Source organism: Microvirga sp. GCM10011540 (genome assembly GCF_042650665.1).
Lineage (GTDB): Bacteria > Pseudomonadota > Alphaproteobacteria > Rhizobiales > Beijerinckiaceae > Microvirga > Microvirga lenta.
In genome coordinates this window covers 173,726-193,048 of sequence record NZ_JBHSBQ010000005.1, presented here as the reverse complement: position 1 = coordinate 193,048, position 19,323 = coordinate 173,726, and the positions used below count along the sequence as shown (strand labels likewise).

13 protein-coding genes and 4 tRNA genes are annotated in these 19,323 nt (G+C 68.7%); 8 read left to right on the top strand and 9 right to left on the bottom strand.

Translation table 11 applies throughout. The features are described from left to right. The first annotated feature begins 233 nt into the window (after positions 1-233). The 4 genes from ACFOYU_RS01560 (at position 234) to ACFOYU_RS01545 (ending at position 7,407) form a co-directional block, all read left to right on the top strand. Positions 234-620: a response regulator gene (locus tag ACFOYU_RS01560; RefSeq protein ID WP_226737909.1), complete on the top strand. Its 387-nt coding sequence runs from the start codon at positions 234-236 to the stop codon at positions 618-620. Between the two features lie 147 nt (positions 621-767). Beyond that, the gene (locus ACFOYU_RS01555; RefSeq protein ID WP_377032182.1) at positions 768-4,382 is read left to right on the top strand and encodes a FecR domain-containing protein; all 3,615 of its coding nucleotides are present in this window, start codon (positions 768-770) and stop codon (positions 4,380-4,382) included. Position 4,383: 1 nt separating this feature from the next. Then, a complete protein-coding gene (locus tag ACFOYU_RS01550) occupies positions 4,384-6,360 on the top strand; it encodes a CHASE2 domain-containing protein (protein WP_377032181.1) in 1,977 nt (658 codons plus the stop codon). Positions 6,361-6,519: 159 nt separating this feature from the next. After that, complete coding sequence (locus tag ACFOYU_RS01545) at positions 6,520-7,407, top strand: cation diffusion facilitator family transporter (protein WP_377032180.1); 888 nt, start codon at positions 6,520-6,522, stop codon at positions 7,405-7,407. Between the two features lie 63 nt (positions 7,408-7,470). Here the strand turns inward: ACFOYU_RS01545 and ACFOYU_RS01540 are convergent, their stop codons facing one another. The 9 genes from ACFOYU_RS01540 to hemC all read right to left on the bottom strand — a co-directional run bounded on the left by ACFOYU_RS01540 (position 7,471) and on the right by hemC (position 14,412). Continuing rightward, positions 7,471-7,746, bottom strand: a complete 276-nt coding sequence (locus tag ACFOYU_RS01540) for a hypothetical protein (protein ID WP_226737917.1) — start codon at positions 7,744-7,746, stop codon at positions 7,471-7,473. Between the two features lie 915 nt (positions 7,747-8,661). Continuing rightward, positions 8,662-8,738, bottom strand: a tRNA-Asp gene (locus ACFOYU_RS01535). Between the two features lie 13 nt (positions 8,739-8,751). Beyond that, positions 8,752-8,826, bottom strand: a tRNA-Gly gene (locus ACFOYU_RS01530). Positions 8,827-8,849: 23 nt separating this feature from the next. Continuing rightward, a tRNA-Ala gene (locus tag ACFOYU_RS01525) sits at positions 8,850-8,925 on the bottom strand. Positions 8,926-9,071: 146 nt separating this feature from the next. After that, positions 9,072-9,147: transfer RNA gene (locus tag ACFOYU_RS01520), tRNA-Thr, on the bottom strand. Between the two features lie 85 nt (positions 9,148-9,232). Further along, positions 9,233-10,897: a heme biosynthesis HemY N-terminal domain-containing protein gene (locus tag ACFOYU_RS01515; protein WP_377032179.1), complete on the bottom strand. Its 1,665-nt coding sequence runs from the start codon at positions 10,895-10,897 to the stop codon at positions 9,233-9,235. 17 nt (positions 10,898-10,914) lie between these two features. Then, positions 10,915-12,636, bottom strand: a complete 1,722-nt coding sequence (locus ACFOYU_RS01510) for a hypothetical protein (RefSeq protein ID WP_377032178.1) — start codon at positions 12,634-12,636, stop codon at positions 10,915-10,917. Positions 12,637-12,787: 151 nt separating this feature from the next. After that, positions 12,788-13,486, bottom strand: coding sequence for a uroporphyrinogen-III synthase (locus tag ACFOYU_RS01505; protein ID WP_377032177.1), 699 nt, complete (start codon positions 13,484-13,486; stop codon positions 12,788-12,790). After that, positions 13,486-14,412, bottom strand: a complete 927-nt coding sequence (gene hemC / locus ACFOYU_RS01500) for a hydroxymethylbilane synthase (RefSeq protein WP_377032176.1) — start codon at positions 14,410-14,412, stop codon at positions 13,486-13,488. Before hemC ends, ACFOYU_RS01505 begins: the two co-directional genes overlap by 1 nt. Before the next feature lie 125 nt (positions 14,413-14,537). Between hemC and tsaD the strand changes: the two genes are divergently transcribed. The 4 genes from tsaD (at position 14,538) to acs (ending at position 19,171) form a co-directional block, all read left to right on the top strand. Next, on the top strand, positions 14,538-15,593 hold the full coding sequence (tsaD, locus tag ACFOYU_RS01495; RefSeq protein ID WP_226738177.1) for a tRNA (adenosine(37)-N6)-threonylcarbamoyltransferase complex transferase subunit TsaD: 1,056 nt from the start codon (positions 14,538-14,540) through the stop codon (positions 15,591-15,593). Continuing rightward, positions 15,593-16,579, top strand: a complete 987-nt coding sequence (locus ACFOYU_RS01490) for an NAD(P)H-dependent glycerol-3-phosphate dehydrogenase (RefSeq protein WP_377032175.1) — start codon at positions 15,593-15,595, stop codon at positions 16,577-16,579. The genes tsaD and ACFOYU_RS01490 overlap by 1 nt, the downstream gene beginning before the upstream one ends. 8 nt (positions 16,580-16,587) lie before the next feature. Next, on the top strand, positions 16,588-17,001 hold the full coding sequence (locus ACFOYU_RS01485; protein ID WP_377032174.1) for an EVE domain-containing protein: 414 nt from the start codon (positions 16,588-16,590) through the stop codon (positions 16,999-17,001). A gap of 208 nt (positions 17,002-17,209) precedes the next feature. Beyond that, positions 17,210-19,171 (top strand): acetate--CoA ligase, encoded by a 1,962-nt coding sequence (gene acs / locus ACFOYU_RS01480; RefSeq protein WP_377032173.1) that lies wholly within the window; start codon positions 17,210-17,212, stop codon positions 19,169-19,171. Positions 19,172-19,323: the final 152 nt, after the last annotated feature.

The following is a 19,323-nucleotide window of genomic DNA, read 5'->3' as shown; positions in this document are numbered from 1 at the left end:
GCACCGGGGCCGTGAAGCGACCTGGTGCCCCGCCATCGCTTTCCCGAGTAAAGTCAAGCTCTTCCGGACCTTTGCAACTGGGATCGTTCACCCTAAATTCAACGACGGCCGGCTAGCTCTCGGTCCTTGAGTCTTCCGTCGCACTTTCGCAGTGCGTCGGGGGGATGATAGAAGCGGTTGATTCGGGCTGCCGTAACACCCTTGCGGAGCCATTCGTGGAAGAAAGTGGACCTGTGACCGAAAGCGTAACCAGCGGCGACCTCAATGGCCTTCGGATTCTCGTCGTCGAGGATGAAGCGGCAATCTCCCTTCTTCTGGAGGACATGCTGCTCGACTTCGGTTGCGAGGTCATCGGCCCCGCGGCCCGGCTGTCTGCGGCCCTCGATGCCGTCTCGCGCGAAAAGGTCGACCTCGCCATCCTGGACGTGAACGTCGCCGGCGAGCCGATCTACCCGGTCGCCGAGGCCCTCGCCCAGCGCTCGATCCCGTTCGTCTTCTCGACCGGGTACGGCAGCGCCGGCATCCGCGACACTTTCCGCGACCGTCCCGTGCTGCAGAAGCCCTTCGCGCAGAACGATCTGAAGCAGAAGCTTCTGATGGCGCGCAGCACCGCCGTCTGAGGGCTGCACACCCCTCCTTTTTCGCCGCGGCGTTCACGGTGTGCCGTAAAACACGGCATTTCGCTGCGGAATTCGCTTTGAAGTTATGTTATCCCTGCTAAGGTTGGCTTAGCCCGGGTATGTTGTAACTTTAAAGTCGATCTTCCTATGCACGCCTGTTCTCTCCGGTTTCTGGTCGCCACCAGCGCCATGGCTCTTTCTTTGGCCGCGGCGCAGGCGCAGTCCCCCGTCCCGCGAGCGGCTCCCCCGGCCGGCTCCATCGTCGCCGCCAAGGGCGGCGAGGAACTGCGCTTCACCCGCGAAGAGACTTGGCGGGCCGCGGAGATCCGGCAGGACCTCCTGGGCGGCGACGTGCTGCGCACAAACACGATCGGCAACCTGGCCATTCTGTTCGCCGACCAGACCCAGATCCGCGTCGGACGCAACTCGACCCTGACCGTGAACGACGTCGCCGGACCCGGCAACGGGGCGACGCAGCTCAACCTCCAGGCCGGCAACATCTGGGCCCGCGCCAATCGCGGCGGCACCGGCGTCGACGTCAAGACCCCGGCGGCCGTGGCGGCCATCCGCGGGACCGACTGGTCCCTGTCGGTGGACGGCTCGGGCAAGACCTCGCTGATCGTGCTCGAAGGCGTGGTGGAGCTGTCGAACCCGCAGGGCTCCGTCACGGTCCGCCAAGGCGAAGGCGCCGTGGCGGCCATCGGCCAGGCCCCGACCAAGTTCATCCTCGTCCGGCCGAACGACCGCGAGCAGATGCTGTTCTATCTGACTCTGCGCGACGGCTTCACCTGGCTGCCGGCGAGCCCCCTGCGCGGCGCTGCCCGCCGCGCGGAACGCGCTCGCGTTCTGGCCATTCCTCCGGAGGCGCGGCGCGTCGAGGACTGGCTGAACCTTGCCGAGGTGACCATCACCAACGCCAATCGGCGGATTGCGACCGAGGCTCTCGCCCAGGTCCGCCAGCACAGGCTGACGGCATCTCAGCGCGCCCGCGCCGATCTCGTCGAGGGACTGATCGCGGGACGGGAGCGCCGGTGGAGCGACGCCGTCGCCCTGCTGGCCCGCGCCGAACGGGGCGTGGATTCGACCCGGCGCGTGACGGCGGCCTATGGCCGCTACATCGCCGCTTCCCTGGCAGATCCCAAACGTGCCCTGACGGAGCCGAGAACCGGCCGGAGCAGCGCCGACGCGGCTCTCGCGAATGCCTTCGTGGCCGGGTTCAAGCAGGACCTGAACGTCGCCGCCGAACTCGCAAAGCAGGCGGAGAAGCAATTCCCGAACGATACGCGGCTCGCCATCTTCTCCGCGCAACTGTCGCTCGCGCTCAATCGCCACGACGAGATGCGCGCATCCGTGGAGCGTGCGCGTTCGGTCGATCCCGGCGACCATCTGGTGCTGGCCATGAGCGGCCGCATCAAGGCGGATCTCGAGAGCGACCGGAAGGGGGCGCTGGCCGATCTCTATCAGGCCGCCGAAGCGGCTCCGGGCAATGCCGACATCTGGAACGAGATCGGCATGGTGCAGGCGGAACTCGACGCCCCCCTTGAGGCGGAGGCGGCCTTCCGGAAGGCGATCGAGGCCGATCCGGAGGACCCGATCGCCTATGGCAATCTCGCCATCCACCTGCTCGACCAAAGCCGGGTCGAGGAGGCCGGGGCGCTGGTCGAAAAGGCCCTCGATCTCGATCCCGAGTTTCACGTCGCCTACATCGCGCGGGGTCGCTACCTCCTGCAGAAGGGCGATCTTCCCGGCGCCATCGAGTCGATCCTGGCCGGATCGGCGGCGAACCCGGCCTATTCCAACGGTCTCGTGGCCGCCGCCGTCGCCTATTACCAGAACGGGGAGGTCGAGCTCGCCGACCAGGCCCTCGACAATGCGAACCGGCTCGACCCGAACGATCCCGTGACGTCGATCGTGCGCACCGCCATCGCCCTGGACCAGTACCGGGCCGACGATGCCGTCCGCTTCGCCCGCGAGGCCGTGAAGCGCTCCCGGGCCCGCGGCGGCGACTATGCCGGCCTGTCGGCCAACCGGCAAAGCGGATCCTACCCGGCCGACGCCTACCGGTTCATCGGCCTGCACGAATGGGGGCGCTTCTACGGCGACCGCACCTTCGATCCGTTCGCGTCATCGAGCTATTTCGATCAGGCCGCGAACGTCCGCGCCAATGTCCTCAGCGGAGAGCCCAGCCTTTCGAGCGTGGAGACCGGCGCCGATCCCGGCCTCTCCGCCTTCAATCTCATCGTTCAGGGCCTGCTTCTCGATCCGCTCGCGGCAGGCGGCCGCATCGGCCGGATCGACCTCCTGCGGCGCCCGTTCCTCGACGCGGAAATCGGCGGGAGCATCATTTCCCAGGAAGGCCGGATCGGCTGGCAGTCGACCGCGACGGTCAACGGCTTCTCCAACGAGCCGGTGCCGACGGCATTCTCCTTCACGGCGGGACGCCTGCGGACCAACGGGCCCTATTCGTTCGACGACGAGAGGCTCGACAACGCGGCCCTCTTCATCGGAGCGGCTCCCTCCGCCGCCGACCGGTTCCTGGCCTTCGGAACCCTGGCGAGGCTCGAACCCGGATCCATCACCCTCGAATTTCCGACGCAGGCCACGGCGGCCATGAGGGACACGACGGAGTATCAGCTCGGCGCCGGCTGGAGCCACACCTTCGGATACCGCAACGTGCTCACGGCCGCCGTCTTCGCCGCCCGCAGCGAAGACCGGATCGGGGAACAGATCGTCGGCTTCGACGAGAATCTTTCCCTCTTCGAGCTGCTCCAGAACCGGCGGACCCGCTCGAACGCGACCCTTGTCGCCCTGAGCCACATGTTCGGCCTCGACAACCTCACCTTCCGCTATGGAGCCGAGGGCTTCGTGGGCGAGACGAAGGCCCAGGTCGACAGGCGCCTCAACGGCGTCGTCCTTCCGTCGGAAGGCGGCGACGCCTCGTTCGACGGCGGGCGGCTCTATGCGGACGCCTTCTGGCGCCCCAACGACTGGTTCGAGGCGCAGGCTGGGATCGAGGGCCTTTCGCTCGACATCGAGAACGAGCCTTCGGACATGTACGCCCTGCCCCGCATGGGCATCGGCGTCTCGCCCTTCGAAGGACACTGGCTGCGGGCCGCCTACCGCAGCGACGTGTCCCTGCCGGCCACATCCACCCTCGCGCCGCTGACGACGGTCGGTCTCCTCCCGAACGCCCTCCCCGTGGGGGTCGGCGGGAGGACCGACACGCTCGCCCTGCGCTGGGACGCGGAATGGTCGGATCGCTTCTTCACGTCGGTGGAATACCAGCGGCAGGACGTGACCTCGTTGAGCCTTCCGATTCCGGAAAGCTTCGACACGATCCCCATCGACGAGGCGAAGATCGAGCGGGTGGCCGCGACGGCCAATCTCTGGCTGGGCCATGGCATCGGCGTGTTCGGCACGGTCGGCGCCGCCTCGTCGGAGATCCGCTCCGGCAACGTCTATGGGTTGCCGGTTCCTTACGTGGCGGAGCGCTTCGCCCGCGCCGGCGTCACCTTCGTCCATCCGAGCCGCCTCAAGGTGACCCTGGCACAGACCTTCCTCGGAGACATCGCAGGCAACATTGCCGGTGCGCCGCTCGACGATTACTGGACGACGGACGCCTCCGTCACCTGGGAGACGCCTGACCGGCGGCTGCTCCTGGGCGTGACGGTGCTCAACCTGTTCGACCGGGGATACGAGCTCGCACCCTCCATTCCGGGTCCCGGAAGAACCGTCGCTGCGAGCATCAAGGCGCGTTTCTGACGTGACCGAGAGCCGCTCGGCGGAAGACGGAGACGGGCGCCACGATTCGGTCTGGCGCCACTTCGCGATGGCGGGGCTCATCGCAGCCCTGCTCGTCCCGGTCTCGTTCTTCAAGCCGTTCCACCTCGTCGAGGGGCGGCTCTACGACATCTTCTCGACCATCGCGCCGCCCCTGCCCCCGCAGCCGGGCGCGGTGATCGTGGCCATCGACGAGCCCTCCTTCTCCGAGGTGGGGCAGCGCTGGCCCTGGCCGCGCAGCCTGCACGCGCAGCTCATCGAAAGCCTGCGCCGGGCGGGCGCCAAGGTCATCGCCTTCGACATCATCTTCTCCGAACCCTCCACCGAAGAGGCGGACCGGGCGCTCGCATCCGCCCTCGGTCCGGATGTCGTGCTGGCATCGGACGACGTGACGACCCTTCTCGACCAGGGCGTCCAGACCACCCGGGTCAATCCCGTCGACCCCTTTCTCGATGCCGGTGCCGTCCCCGGCGTGACCTCCGTCGATCTCGACGGCGACGCCTATCTGCGCCTCATGCCCCGTGGACCCGACGGTTTCGCCGCCGAGGCCCTGCGCCTGGCGGGAACCCCCGTCGCTCCGCCGCCGGAGGGGGCGCTGATCCAGTATTTCGGACCGCCCCGGACCTACCCGACAATCTCCTATTACCAAGCCCTCGACCCCGAGACCTTCCTGCCGCCCGGGCGCCTCCGGGGCCAGACGGTCTTCATCGGCCTGAGCCTGAAGGCCGCGACCTCGACCGATACCGGCGCCCCCGACACCTTTCCCACCGCCTATACCCTGACCACCGGCAATCTGACCGCGGGCGTCGAGGTTCAGGCGACGATCCTCGACAACCTGCGCCACGGCCTTTACGCGGTGCCGGTCTCCCGTCTCGCCATGGCCGGGCTCATCGTCCTCTCGGCCCTGCTGGCCGCCGCGCTCTGTCTGCGGGGCATGTCCAGGCGGGCGGGCTTCCTGGCCGTTCTCGGAATCGCTTCGCTTCTCGTGGGAGCCTGGGCGCTCCTGCGCTTCGGCCGCATCTGGGCGCCTCCGGCCCTGCCGGTGGGGGCGGCGCTCGGCGTCTTCGGCGCCCGCTTCGGCCTGGACTTCATCCGCGAGCGGCAGCTGCGCCACGCGGTCTCGGAAGCCTTTTCCCGCTATCTCGCGCCGGAACTGGTGGCGCAGCTCGCCCGCGACCCGAGTGCGCTGAAGCTGGGCGGGGAGCGCCGGAACCTCACGATCCTGTTCTGCGACGTGCGCGGCTTCACGAGCATGTCCGAGCGGCTCAAGGACGAGCCCGAGCGGCTCACCACGCTGATCAACCGCCTGCTCGACGCCCTGTCGGGAGCCGTGCTGGCCGAGCGCGGCACTATCGACAAGTATATGGGCGACTGCGTGATGGCGTTCTGGAACGCCCCCTTGCGCAATCCGGACCATCCCCTGCGCGCCGTGCGCGCGGCGCTCGGGATGATGGAGGCGGTGGGAGAGCTGAACCGGACCCTGCGCCGCGAGGAGGGCGAGAACGCCCCCAGCTTCGCGGTGGGCGTCGGCATCAACACGGGCGATTGCGTCGTCGGCAATGTGGGCTCCCGCTGGCGCTACGACTATTCCGTCCTCGGCGACGCGGTGAATCTCGCCTCGCGCCTGGAGAGCCTGTCGAAGGAGTTCGGCGTCTCGCTCATCCTCGGTCCGGCCACCGCGGAGGCGGTGCGGAACCATTACGTGCTGATCGAGCTCGACCGCATCGCCGTGCGCGGGCGCGCCACCGAATCCGCCATCTACACGGTCGTCGCGCCGGCGGACGGGAGAGCCGATCCGGCGGTTGCCGAGCTCGAGGACCTGCATCCCCGCCTCCTCGCGAGCCTGCGCGCCGGCGAGATGGAGGACGCGGCCAGGCTCGTCGAACGCTGCCGGACCCTGGCTCCCTCCCTTGCGGGCTATTACGACCGGCTGGCGGCGCGTTTTGCCAGGATCGCCTGAGGGCCTTCGGGAACGGATCGCTTTCAGGCACAGCGGCTTGGCCGCCGCGAGTGCTTTTGCGAGCCATTTGCAAAGAGAAACAATGCCTTGCGGCCTGAGCCGCCGGCTTTATAAGGTCGCCTCCGTCTTTCCCGCTGACCCGTTTTGCCCTGCGATGCCATGGACAAGATCCAGAAACTTGCCATCGGCAGCATTTTCGTCGGAACCGTCGTTTTCGTCCTGAAATATGCTGCCTATTACCTCACGGGCAGCATTGCGCTCTATTCGGATGCCCTGGAGAGCGTCATCAACGTGGTGACCGCGATCGCGGCCTTCCTGGCCGTGCGCCTGAGCGCCCAGCCCGCCGACGCCAACCACCCCTACGGCCACCACAAGGTCGAGTATTTCTCGGCCGTGCTCGAAGGCGTGCTGATCATCGTGGCGGCCTTGGCGATTCTGCGGGAGGCCTATTTTGCACTCCTGGACCCTCGCGCGATCGATGCGCCGATGGAAGGTCTCGCCGTCAACGCGGTCGCCAGCACCATCAATGCGGTCTGGGCCCAGGTGCTGATCCGGCAGGGACGCCGCCTGCGCTCGCCGGCGCTCGCCGCCGACGGACGCCACCTCTTCACGGACGTGATCACCTCGGCCGGCGTCATCGCCGGCCTGCTGCTGGTTTCAGTGACGGGATGGCTCTGGCTCGATCCGGCGCTGGCCATCGTCGTGGCGCTCAACATCGTCTGGTCGGGCTGGAGCCTCATGAAGGAGAGCATCGGCGGGCTCATGGACGAGGCTCTTCCGGAGACCGTTCTGAACCGGGTGCGCGAGATCATCGCGATCAATGCCGAAGGGGCCATCGAGGCCCACGACCTGCGCACGCGCCATGCCGGGCGCATGACCTTCATCGACTTCCATCTCGTGGTCCCGGGCGCCATGAGCGTCACCGACGCCCACGACATCTGCGACCGCCTGGAGCGGGCACTGAAGGCGGAGGTCGAGGACGCCCTCATCACGATCCACGTGGAGCCCGACGACAAGGCCAAGCACGCCGGCATCGTGGTGCTCTAGCAAGCCGGAACGTGAAGACAGGCGCGCCCCGTCGGGCCGCGCCTGCTCTCGAAGGCTGTCGCCTTACTCGCAGATCGTGACGCGCCTTACCTCGCGCTCACCGAAGCGGTTGATGCGGCGACGCACCTCCACCCGGCAATCCTCGCCTTCGTCCTCGACGATGACGCGACGCTCGACACGACGACGTTCGACAACGGGCCGATGGGGCCGGTCCTCGTAGACGCGTACGCCGCCGGGGCCGATCTCGAGTCCCACCTGGGCCTGAGCCGGGGCGCCGGAGGCCATGATGCTTCCGAAGCCCAGGACGGCGGCTGCCGCCAGCAAGATGTTCTTGGGCATTTCTCAAGTCTCCATCACAGAGAAAACGTGGGAAATGAACGTCCTTTTCGATGTCGTGGTTCCGAATAAAACGATCATGAACGTATTCCCTGCAAGTAACCTGAACGCCTATTCAGACTACTTGGCGAACAGCTGTCTATATTGGGATTAAACTCATCCAACGTTGCGGCCGGTTGGGTTGTCCCGCACACCCGCAGCCTCTCCTGAGGAGATCGCGCGCGACCGTCTCGAAGGACGAGGGCGTCTCCAGAGTGAACCGGACCCTCCTTCGAGACGCCGCCGCGCGGCTCCTCAGGATGAGGTTGGGAGTGGTTGCGACTGTCGTGGATGTGCGGTGTTCAGCGCAACGGTCTTCCCTCCCCCTTGTGGGGAGGGCCAGGGTGGGGGTGCCGGCGCCATGCCTTCATAGGCTATCGCCCACACCCCCACCTCCACCTCCTCCCCACAAGGGGGAGGAGAGCAACGCGACGCTTCCGGCGAGTCTTCGACAGAGTCTACATTTATGCGAAAGAGAGAGCCCGGTCGCACTCACGCATCGAAACCGGCCTCCAGCCCTCATCCTGAGGAGGCAAAGCGCCGTCTCGAAGGGTGATCCAGGGAGCACCCGGTCGTTCTTCGAACCTCCAGCATCGTCTCAGGATGAGGCGTTGAGGCAGACTGCCGCACGTGGGTTCTAGAGCCTCGGGAACAGGGGTTCGTCCTAAGCCGGTTAACGATTTGTTTACGCTTCGGGCGCAGCCTTCTTCCGTGCCCCGAGGGGCACATTGTGTAGCTCTCCCTGGATCTGGTCGCGAAAGGCGGCCTACCTCGAGCGCCAGCCGGACAGGCGCTCTTCTTTTGAGCGCAACCTGCTTCTGCCATGTTCGATCATCGATGTCGGGAATGAACCGGTGACGAACCGGGAAAGGAACTGAGTGGCGCGGGCGACGGGGCTCGAACCCGCGACCTCCGGCGTGACAGGCCGGCACTCTAACCGACTGAGCTACGCCCGCGTATCAGTTCGTTTGGAGCGGGCGAAGGGATTCGAACCCTCGACCCCAACCTTGGCAAGGTTGTGCTCTACCCCTGAGCTACACCCGCACACTCCAACGTCCTCATTAGATTGGTGGAGCCGAGCGGGATCGAACCGCTGACCTCGTGAATGCCATTCACGCGCTCTCCCAACTGAGCTACGGCCCCAACTACCAATCTAATCCGGCCTCGGACCTTGCGGTCCGGAGCCTGTCTCCCCGTCGCCGTCTCCCGGAGAAGACCGGGAAACCAGCAAGCCCTGGGAGGCTTGCCTGCCTAACTCCTAGCCCCTTGTTTTGCAAGGAAAAAAGGAATGGTGCCGCAAGAGGGATTCGAACCCCCGACCCCCTCATTACGAATGAGGTGCTCTACCAGCTGAGCTATTGCGGCGCTGCGACCTTGCGATCGAAGAGGGCGACCTCATAACCCCAAGCCCGGCGCTTGGCAAGGGATGCTCGCGCCTTGAAGGCCTTCCCTAGCGAAAAAATCCGCGCCGGGTGCCGCCGGCCTCCTTCAGTTTCGGAACATCGGGCGGCGTGGCGGGGAAAACCACCGGTTCCGGCCGCGGCTGGCCCGGCTCGGCGGGCTTGTCGTTGGTGGGCTTGTCGCTGGCGGGCTCCTGTGCCGTTTCCTTCTTCACCGGCTCCAGAACAACTTCGTCCGCGGGCGGAACGGGGACGGTTTCTACCTTCGGCTGCTCCGTGTGGGGCGGTTCGGGCGGCTGCGGCTCTGCGGGCTGCGGCGATTCGTCTGCGGGAGCGACCGCGACCTCGTCCGGCACGATCGGCGGCAGGATCTTGGGCTCCACGTCCACGTCGCCCGTGACATCGTCGCTCATGGTCAGCTCGGGCGCCACGAGCACGTCGGGCGGCGCCTGCCACACGAAGGCATCGATGCGGCCGGTGACGGGCGAGATCGGCGCCCAGCGGTTCGACACGACGCCGTCCGCGATCCAGGCCGGATCCCGCGGCGCCCGCGTGGCGCGGGCGAGCCATTCGCGGCTGCGGCCGGTGGAGCCGTGCTCCGCCTGTTCCAGATCGGCCATGAGGAGGCAGACCCGCATGGTGGGCCGGTCCTCGAGCAGGGGTTCGAGGGCACGGCGGGCCCGTTCGAACTCGCGGGCCTCCAGGGCCGCGCGCGCCACCGCGAGCTGGCCCTCGGGCGCGTGATTCGACAGCCGCTGCAGGGTCTCGGCGCGCTTCAGGCGGTCGAGGGCCGAATCGCCGGGCCTCAGGTTGAGGTACACGTCCGCGAGATCCGGATGGGGCTGGCTGCGCCAGGCGGCCTCGACGATCTTGGCGGCGCGGCGCAGGTCGCCCTTGTGCGACAGGATCTTTCCGGCAAGGGCCGCGGCGGGCACGAGATCGGGCGCGAGCTTGACCGCGTCCTGGCTGCTTCTGAGCGCACCGTCCGGATCGCGCTCGGCCCGGTCGAGGGCATCGGCGGTGAGAAGCACCGCGCGATGACGCTTCGCGGTGGCCTTGTCGAGCAGTCCGAGCGACGCCCGGCGGTCGATGGATTCCAGCGCCCCGCGCCAGTCGCCTTCGGCGCAGCGCGCCTCGAGAACGGCGTCGCTCGCCCACGCGGCGGCGGGCGCGATCCGCACCGCCTCGGACGCATATTCCCGGGCGGCCAGATTGTCGCCGCGCCGGCGCGCCTCCACGAAGAGGCCCCGCAGGCCGAGCACGCGGGTTTCGTCCTCGTCCATCATCTGGCTGAAGGCGGTCTCCGCCGCGGCCCTGTTGCCCGAGACCTGGGCGGCCTGCGCCTTGAGGAGCAGCGTCAGCGGCTCGTGGCCCAGCAGGCGCTCGGCCTCGCCCGCATAGCGGCGCGCCGCGATGGGATCGCCCGCGCCGACCGCCACCATGCCGCGGGAAACGGCCTGATAGCCCCGGGCGCGGCGGCGGGCCTTCGAGGCGAAGCTGAGACGGGACGGCAGGTTCATGATGGTGGTCACGGCCGCCCACATCATCGCGAGCAGAAGCGCGAGGCCCGCCAGCGCGACGGCCGCCACCGCGACCGAGGTCTGCAGCTCGTAGCCGCCGAAGGTGACCAGGACCGTGCCGGGGCGGTCGGCAAGCCAGACCGCACCGAAGGCGGCAAGGCAGAGAAGACCGATAAAGACGAGAGCGCGCCACATGCTGGCCAGATCCTTACTTACTGCGTCGTACGGTTGTTGAGGGCGGTCACGGCGTCGGAGGCGATTGCCTGCGATGCCGCCTCCGCCTCGGCGCGGGCCCTGGCCTGACGGGCCCAATCCTCGGAGGCGCGCCGCGCCGGCTCGGGCAGCGTCTCCCAGGCGGCGACCGCCTCGGCCACGTTGCCCCGCTCCAGCGCCCGCTGGATCCGGGCGATCGTGCCGGTGGCGCCGGCGGATTCCGGCGCGTCCACCGGCCGGATGGTGACCACCCGGTCGGCCATGCGCATCAGCCGGTCGGCCCAGGTTCCGTCGGCGGGGCGCTCGTCGCGCACCATCGTCGCCGCCAGGGGCTCGAAGCTCTGCGCGAGCTCGGCCGCCGTCGGCGCGCCCTGCTCGGCGAAGGGTTCGAGGGCGCCGAGCCGGCCGGGCTCGGCCTCCGCGCCCCTCAAGGCGGACAGAACGTCCGCATACGGCTCCCCGTTCCGCAGCGCGGTGCCGAGGCGTTCGGCCAGGATGACGCGGATCGCCGGCTGCGTCGTCGCCTCGGCCCGTTCCGTGGCCTGGCGGGACAGGTCGGCAAGGCGCTGCTCCTGCTCGGCGGCGCGCTGGTTCTGCTCGGCCAGACGGCGCTCGAGTTCCGCCGCACGCGCCTCCACGGTCTGCTGGGCGGACTGGGCCGCGTTCTGAATCTCGCCGCGGATCTGCTGCATGTCGGCCCGGACCTGCTCGATATCCGACTGGACCTGCTGCAGGCCGGCCTGGACCTGCTGGATCTGCTGCCCCTGCTGAAGGGCGGTCTGGACCTGGTCCTCCACGCCGGCAAGGCGCGCGGAGAGCTCGCCCACGGCCGCCTCGTTCTGCGGCGCGGGAGCCTCGGGCAACGGCCGGTTCAGGGCTTCCTGGGCCTGGGCGGTGGCCTGCTCGGCGGCGCCCTGAGCGGCCTGGAGACGCTGATCGAAGGATTGCGTGGCCGATTCGACCGCCGCGAGGCGCTCCTCCAGCGGGCCGGTATCGGCGGGCTGCGCCGGCGCGCCGCCCTGCTGCTGCGACAGGGCGCCGATGCGCTGCTCCAGCTGGGCGATGCGCTGATCGTTCTGCTGCACGGGTGCGGCGGGCTGCTGCCATTCCTGCAGGCCGTAGAGCAGGCCTGCGCCGACGAGACCGCCGAGGAGGCCCGAACCGATCATGGCGCCGACATTGCTGCGCCGGGCCGGCTCCGCACGGGAAGGCCCGTCCGAGAACCCGCCGACCGGGGGCACCGTGGCTCCGGAAGAGGCGCCCTGCGGGTCGTTCCGCTCGGCCTCGTCGCGGGCCGCGTTCTCCCAGGCGGGGCTGTCCGGGGGCGGCGTCTCGGCCACGGGAATGTCCTGCGGCGAGGGAGTGTCCTGCGGCGAGGGAGTGTCTTGCCCGGCGGCATCCTGGCCCAGGGTGTCCTTCCCGAGGGTGTCCCGACCTGAACCGTCCTGTGCCGGCGCATCCGAAGCGGGCGCTGCGGCTTCGATGGAATCCGTTCCCGGCCCCGAATCGAGCGTTGCGGAGGGCTCCGCCGCCGCGTTCTCGGCCACGGCCGTGGGCTCCGCCGCCGGGTTCCGTTCCGGTGGCTGCGTTTCATCCGGGTTTACGCCGGGACCCTTGGCGCCGGGATCGACGACGGTCGCCTTCAGGTCGATGGTCGCCGGCTCGCGCCCGGGCTTCTTGCGGGAGGATTTCGGACGTTTGGGGTCAAATGAATCGGTCACGGATCACTCTTGAGATGCAAATATGGCAAGCTTGAGCGCAGCGTTTCGTTCCCTGTCTGGGGCATCATTCCGAAAAACCACCGGTTTTCGGGACCATGCCTGGACGACGATGATCTTCACTGAAGGATCGTAGACGAAGCGGCGCCGACCGTCACGGGAGGCCCTTCAGCAAAGCAAGGAGCGCCTCCTCGTCCGGCCGGGCGGCGGCGAGGGTCGCCATTCCGAGACCTTGGAAGGATGCCGCCACGTCCGCCGACAGGCACAGGTGGGGAAAGGTCCGAAGGGTCGGTGTCAGGCCTGCCTCCTCCGCCAGCCGAAGGACAATGTCGGCGCTCCTTCGGGAATAATGGAGCGCGGCGTCGATTTGGCCAGTCCGCAGCGCCCCGATCGCCGATGGAGGTAGGGCCTCGACGCGCTGCGCCTCGTAGGCCTTCCAGGCCAAGACCCGGAAACCCGCCGCCGCGAGCGAAGCGGCCGGCTCCTCCTTGTGGTGGCGTCCGGTGACGTGGAGGAGCGTCCTGCCGCCCGGCAGGGAGCCCCGGATTAGCCCGGAGAGGGAACGGGCATCGCCCTCGGCGGCCACGACATCGGCGAAACCGGCCTCCCGCACGGCGGCGGCCGTGTGGGGGCCCACCGCGAAAACCTGAGGCGCCTTGTCGGGCAGCAAGGCTAGGGCGTCGCGGGCATGGGCGCTCGTGACCACGAGGGCATCCCAGCCCTCCACGGGCCGGGGTTCGTCCGTCGGCACGATCCGCGTGACGGGGGCGACGACGGGCGCGTGCCCCAGCGCCGCGAGCTTGCGCGCGGTGCGCTCGGCATCGCCGGGCGAGCGTGTGACGAGGACCCGCATCAGGCGTTCAGGAACCCCGCCGGCATGCGCGAGCGCAGCTCGAGCCCGGCCTCGCGCCCGAGGGCGGCGGCATCGGACGCGTCGCCCCGCCGGACGGCCTCCAGGGTCTCGGAGCCATCGGGACGCAGCACGAGCCCTCGGAATTCGAGCGCACCGCCGTCGAGCCGCGCATGGCCCGCGATCGGGGTGCGGCACGAGCCGTCGAGCACCGTCAGGAAGGCCCGTTCGGCGGCGAGCGCATGGCCCGTCGGCGCATCGAGAATCGTCTCGACCGCCTGCCGGACCCGGTCGTCGTCGGCGCGGGTGGCGATGGCGATGGCGCCCTGCCCCACCGCCGGCAGGAAATCCTCCACGTCGAGAACGGCGGTCACGTGGTCGGTGAGCCCGAGGCGGCGCAGGCCCGCCATGGCGAGAAGCGTCGCATCGACCTCGCCCCGGTCGAGCTTGGCGAGGCGCGTCTGCACGTTGCCGCGCAGGAGCGTGACCTGGAGGTCGGGCCGCAGGCGGCGGATCTCCGCCTGGCGCCTGAGGGACGCGGAGCCCACCACCGCACCCTGGGGCAGGTCGCGCAGGCTCTTGTAGCGGCGGCTGATGAAGGCGTCGCGCACGTCCTCGCGCGGCAGGTAGCCGGCGATGACGATGCCCTCCGGCAGGGCCGTGGGCAGGTCCTTGGCCGAATGGACGGCGAGGTCGATGGAGCCGTCGAGGAGCGCGATGTCGAGTTCCTTGGTGAACAATCCCTTGCCGCCCGCCTCCGACAGGGGCCGGTCCTGAATGGCGTCGCCGGTGGTCTTGATGATCGAGAGCGGCAGCCTCTCGGGCGTCCAGCCGTGGGACGCCGCCAGCCGGGCCTGCGTCTCGTGCGCCTGGGCGAGCGCCAGGGGGCTGCCTCGCGTTCCGATGACCAGGGTGGATGTGTCGGCCATTCTGGCTGGGTTTCCTTGTCTGAGAGCGATCGGCGTTTGATCTTGTGCGGCGCGGCGGACTATAGGGGGAGGACAGGCGGGCCGTGAAGCCCGAAAGAGTATCCTCAAGGGACGCCACCACGACCATGCGCATTCTCGGGATTGAGACCACCTGCGACGAGACCGCCGCGGCGGTGGTCGGCGTCGGCTTCGACGGCAAGGGCGAGATCCTCTCCAACGAGGTCCTGAGCCAGATCGCCGAGCACGCCCGCTACGGCGGCGTGGTGCCGGAGATCGCGGCGCGCGCCCATGTGGAGGTGATCGACCGCCTCGTGGCGCGGGCGCTCAAGGCCGCCGGCTGCACCGTCAAGGACCTCGACGGCATCGCGGTGGCGGCCGGCCCCGGCCTCATCGGCGGGGTGCTGGTGGGCCTGACCACCGCCAAGGCCCTGTCCCTCGTGACCCGCAAGCCCCTGCTCGCCGTGAACCACCTGGAGGCGCATGCGCTGACCGCGCGGCTCACCGACGGGATCGGCTTTCCCTATCTGCTGCTCCTGGCCTCGGGCGGCCATACCCAGCTCGTGGCCGTGCGCGGGGTCGGCGATTACGTGCGCATCGGCACCACCATCGACGACGCCATCGGCGAGGCCTTCGACAAGGTGGCGAAGCTCCTGGGCCTGCCCTATCCGGGCGGTCCGCACGTGGAGGCGGAAGCCGCCAAGGGCAACCCGGAACGCTTCGCCCTGCCCCGCCCCATGCAGGGACGGCCCGAGCCGAACTTCTCGCTCTCCGGCCTCAAGACCGCCGTGCGCCTGGAGGCGGAGCGCATCGCGCCGCTGACCCAGAGCGACGTCGCGGATCTCTGCGCCAGCTTCCAGGCCGCCGTGGTCGACGTGGTGGTGGACCGCACCCGCGTGGGCCTGCGCGCCTTCCGGGAAATCGCGGGCCATCCCGCCGCCCTGGTGGTGGCGGGCGGCGTCGCCGCCAACCAGGCCATGCGCCAGGCCCTGCAGCGCCTCGCGGTGGAGACGGGGCTTCGCCTCGTGGCCCCGCCCCTGGCCCTGTGCGGCGACAACGGCGCCATGATCGCCTGGGCCGGCCTCGAGCGCATGCGCCTCGGCCTCATCGACGACATCACGGCCCCCGCCCGCGCCCGCTGGCCTCTCGATTCGAGCCGGGACGAGGCGGGAGCCAAGGCCTGATGCCTGCTCCGATCGGGATTGCCGGGGCTGGCGCCTGGGGCACGGCGCTCGCCAATGCGGCCGCGTCCGCCGGCAACGAGGTGGTGCTGTGGATGCGCTCGCCCGAGCAGGCGGCGGAGCTTTCCGCCTCGCGCACCAACGAGCGTTTCCTACCCGGCATCCGGCTCCACGACCGCATCCGCCCCACCGCCGATCTATCGGATCTCGCCCCGGCCCGATCCGTGCTGCTCGTGACTCCGGCCCAGACCACCCGTGAGATGACCGCCGCGCTCGCGCGCCTCCTGCCGCCGGCCACGCCCCTCGTGCTCTGCGCCAAGGGGATCGAGCGGGAGACCGGCGCCTTCCTGTGCGACGTGGTCGAGGAGGCGCGCCCCGGTGCGCCGGTCGCGGTGCTGTCCGGCCCGAGCTTCGCCCACGACGTGGCGCGCGGCCTGCCCACCGCCGTGACCCTGGCCTGTAAGGAGGCCGCCCTGGCCGAGGGAATCGCCACCGCCCTCTCCGGCCCCACCCTGCGCGTCTATCACCGCACCGACATCCGCGGGGTCGAGATCGGCGGCGCGGCCAAGAACGTGCTGGCCATCGCCTGCGGCGCCGTGGTCGGGCGCGGCCTCGGCGAGAGCGCCAAGGCGGCGCTCATCGCCCGCGGCTTCGCCGAGCTCCTGCGCTTCGCCCGCGCCTATGGCGGCACGCCCGAGACCCTCATGGGGCTGTCGGGCCTCGGCGACCTGGTGCTGACCTGCTCCTCGGCGCAGTCGCGCAACTTCGCCTTCGGCATGCGCCTCGGCCAGGGCCTGTCCCCCGACGAGGCCGCCGGCGGCAAGCTGGTGGAGGGCGCCACGACCGCCAAGGCCTTGGTGACGCTCGCCCGCGCCAAGGGGATCGACATGCCGATCTCGGAGGCGGTGGAGAAAGTCCTCAGCGGCGGCTGGACCCTGGACCAAGCCGTCGATTCCCTCATGAACCGTCCGATCAAGTCCGAGCATTGAGTAACCGCATGGCCCACTGGCTCTATAAATCCGAACCCTCCGTCTGGTCCTGGGACAACCAAGTCGCGCAAGGCGACAAGGGCACGCACTGGAACGGGGTGCGCAACCACGTCGCCAAGCAGAACCTGATGGCGATGAAATTGGGCGAGCGGGGCTTCTTCTACCATTCCAACGAGGGCAAGGCGGTCGTCGGCATCGTGGAGGTGATCAAGGAGTACTATCCCGACCACACCGACGAGAGCGGCAAGTTCGGCATGGTGGACGTGAAGGCCGTCAAAGCCCTGCCGAAGCCCGTGACGCTGGACGAGATCAAGAGGCAGCCCGGCCTCGAAAAGATGATCCTCGTCAACAATTCCCGCCTCTCGGTGCAGCCGGTCACGGACGAGGAATGGGACATCGTCTGTCGCATGGGCGGATTGTGACCGCTGCCTCACAGCGATGGTTTCGCCGGTTCGGCGAAACGCACCGATGGCACCGAACCGCTCCCCTCCCGGCAAATCCCGCGCCGCACTGACAAAAGTATGAACGACCAAAGTCCGATCCGGGGCGGCTTCCCGATGCCCCCCACTTTCCGTAAAGCTAGTGCCAACTAAGTCCCAGGGACTGGGACGAGCGACTGGGAGAAGCGCCATGGAAGACAAGATCTACGACGTGTCGCCGGAATGGAGCCGCCGGGCCTATCTGGACGATGCGGGCTACCAGGCGAAGTACGAGGCCTCGCTCAAGGACCCGGAAGGGTTCTGGGCCGAGGAAGCCAAGCGCATTCACTGGTTCAAGCAGCCCACGCGAATCAAGAACACCAATTTCGGCCCCGACAACGTGGCGATCCGCTGGTTCGAGGACGGCACCACCAACGTCGCCTATAACTGCGTCGACCGGCATCTCGACACCCGCGGCGACCAGATCGCCATCATCTGGGAAGGCGACGATCCGTCGGAGTCGAAGAAGATCACCTATCGCGAGCTCTATGCGGAGGTCGGCCGCATGGCGAATGTCATGCGCAACCGGGGCGTCTCCAAGGGCGACCGGGTCACGATCTACATGCCGATGATCCCGGAAGCGGCCTATGCGATGCTGGCCTGCGCGCGGCTGGGCGCGATCCACTCGGTGGTGTTCGGCGGCTTCTCGCCCGACTCGCTCGCCAGCCGCATCCAGGACGCCAAATCCGCCTTCATCGTCACGGCGGACGAGGGCCTGCGCGGCGGCCGCAAGGTTCCGCTCAAGGAGAACGTGGACGCGGCCATCGCACGCCTCGGCAACGGCGCCGGCGTCGATCACGTGCTGGTCGTGCGCCGCACCGGCTCGCCCGTGAACATGGAGCCGGGCCGCGACGTCTATTACCACGAGGCGGCGGCCCAGGTTTCCGACGACTGCCCCTACGAGGAGATGAACGCGGAGGATCCGCTCTTCATCCTCTACACCTCGGGCTCGACCGGAACCCCGAAGGGCGTGCTGCACACCACGGGCGGCTACCTCGTCTACACGGCGATGACCCATCAGCACGTCTTCGACTACCACGACGGCGACGTCTATTGGTGCACCGCCGACGTGGGCTGGGTGACGGGCCATTCCTACATCGTCTACGGCCCGCTCGCGAACGGCGCCACGACCCTCATGTTCGAGGGCGTGCCCACCTATCCGTCGATCTCCCGCTTCTGGGAGGTGATCGACAAGCACAACGTGAACATCTTCTACACCGCGCCCACCGCCATCCGGTCGCTCATGCAGGCGGGCGAGGACCCGGTGAAGAAGACCTCGCGCAAGACCCTGCGCCTGCTGGGCTCGGTGGGCGAGCCGATCAACCCGGAAGCCTGGGAATGGTATCACCGGGTGGTGGGCGACGGCCGCTGCCCCATCGTCGACACCTGGTGGCAGACCGAGACCGGCGGCATCCTCATCACGCCGCTCCCCGGCGCCACCAAGCTCAAGCCCGGCTCGGCCACGCGGCCCTTCTTCGGCATCAAGCCGCAGGTGGTGGACGCGGAGGGCAAGGTGCTGGAGGGCGCCTGCGAGGGCAATCTCGTGATCGCCGATTCCTGGCCGGGCCAGATGCGCACGGTCTACGGCGACCACGAGCGCTTTGTGCAGACCTACTTCTCCACCTATCCGGGCAAGTACTTCACGGGCGACGGCTGCCGCCGCGACCAGGACGGCTATTACTGGATCACCGGCCGCGTAGACGACGTGATCAACGTGTCCGGCCACCGCATGGGCACGGCGGAAGTGGAATCGGCGCTGGTCGCCCATCCGAAGGTCTCCGAGGCCGCAGTCGTCGGCTATCCGCACGACATCAAGGGCCAGGGCATCTACGCCTACGTGACCCTGATGGCGGGCGAGCAGCCATCGGAAGAGCTGCGCAAGGAGCTGGTGGCCTGGGTTCGCAAGGAAATCGGCCCTATCGCGTCGCCGGACCTGATCCAGTTCGCGCCGGGCCTGCCCAAGACCCGCTCGGGCAAGATCATGCGCCGCATCCTGCGCAAGATCGCCGAGGACGAGTTCGGCAATCTGGGCGACACCTCGACGCTCGCCGACCCTGCCGTGGTCGACGACCTCGTCCAGAACCGCCAGAACAAGCGGGTGCAGGCGGCCTGAGGGGCGCCGGTCCTCCGCATCCGTTCACCGTGATGGCCGGGCTCGCCCGGCCATTCGTTTTTTGCGAGCCGTCACGGGCCGGCGGCACCTGAACCGCTCATCCCTCCGGATGCCTTGAGCCTTTCTCGCTTCACGCCTACGCTACAGCGTTC

Bases quoted from the DNA above. Each gene is read 5' to 3' on its own strand.
- hemC (WP_377032176.1), bottom strand. From the start codon at position 14,412: ATGGCCGACACATCCACCCTGGTCATCGGAACGCGAGGCAGCCCCCTG.
- ACFOYU_RS01540 (WP_226737917.1), bottom strand. From the start codon at position 7,746: ATGCCCAAGAACATCTTGCTGGCGGCAGCCGCCGTCCTGGGCTTCGGA.
- ACFOYU_RS01505 (WP_377032177.1), bottom strand. From the start codon at position 13,486: ATGCGGGTCCTCGTCACACGCTCGCCCGGCGATGCCGAGCGCACCGCG.
- acs (WP_377032173.1), top strand. From the start codon at position 17,210: ATGGAAGACAAGATCTACGACGTGTCGCCGGAATGGAGCCGCCGGGCC.
- ACFOYU_RS01545 (WP_377032180.1), top strand. From the start codon at position 6,520: ATGGACAAGATCCAGAAACTTGCCATCGGCAGCATTTTCGTCGGAACC.
- ACFOYU_RS01555 (WP_377032182.1), top strand. From the start codon at position 768: ATGCACGCCTGTTCTCTCCGGTTTCTGGTCGCCACCAGCGCCATGGCT.
- ACFOYU_RS01515 (WP_377032179.1), bottom strand. From the start codon at position 10,897: ATGTGGCGCGCTCTCGTCTTTATCGGTCTTCTCTGCCTTGCCGCCTTC.
- ACFOYU_RS01485 (WP_377032174.1), top strand. From the start codon at position 16,588: ATGGCCCACTGGCTCTATAAATCCGAACCCTCCGTCTGGTCCTGGGAC.
- ACFOYU_RS01490 (WP_377032175.1), top strand. From the start codon at position 15,593: ATGCCTGCTCCGATCGGGATTGCCGGGGCTGGCGCCTGGGGCACGGCG.
- tsaD (WP_226738177.1), top strand. From the start codon at position 14,538: ATGCGCATTCTCGGGATTGAGACCACCTGCGACGAGACCGCCGCGGCG.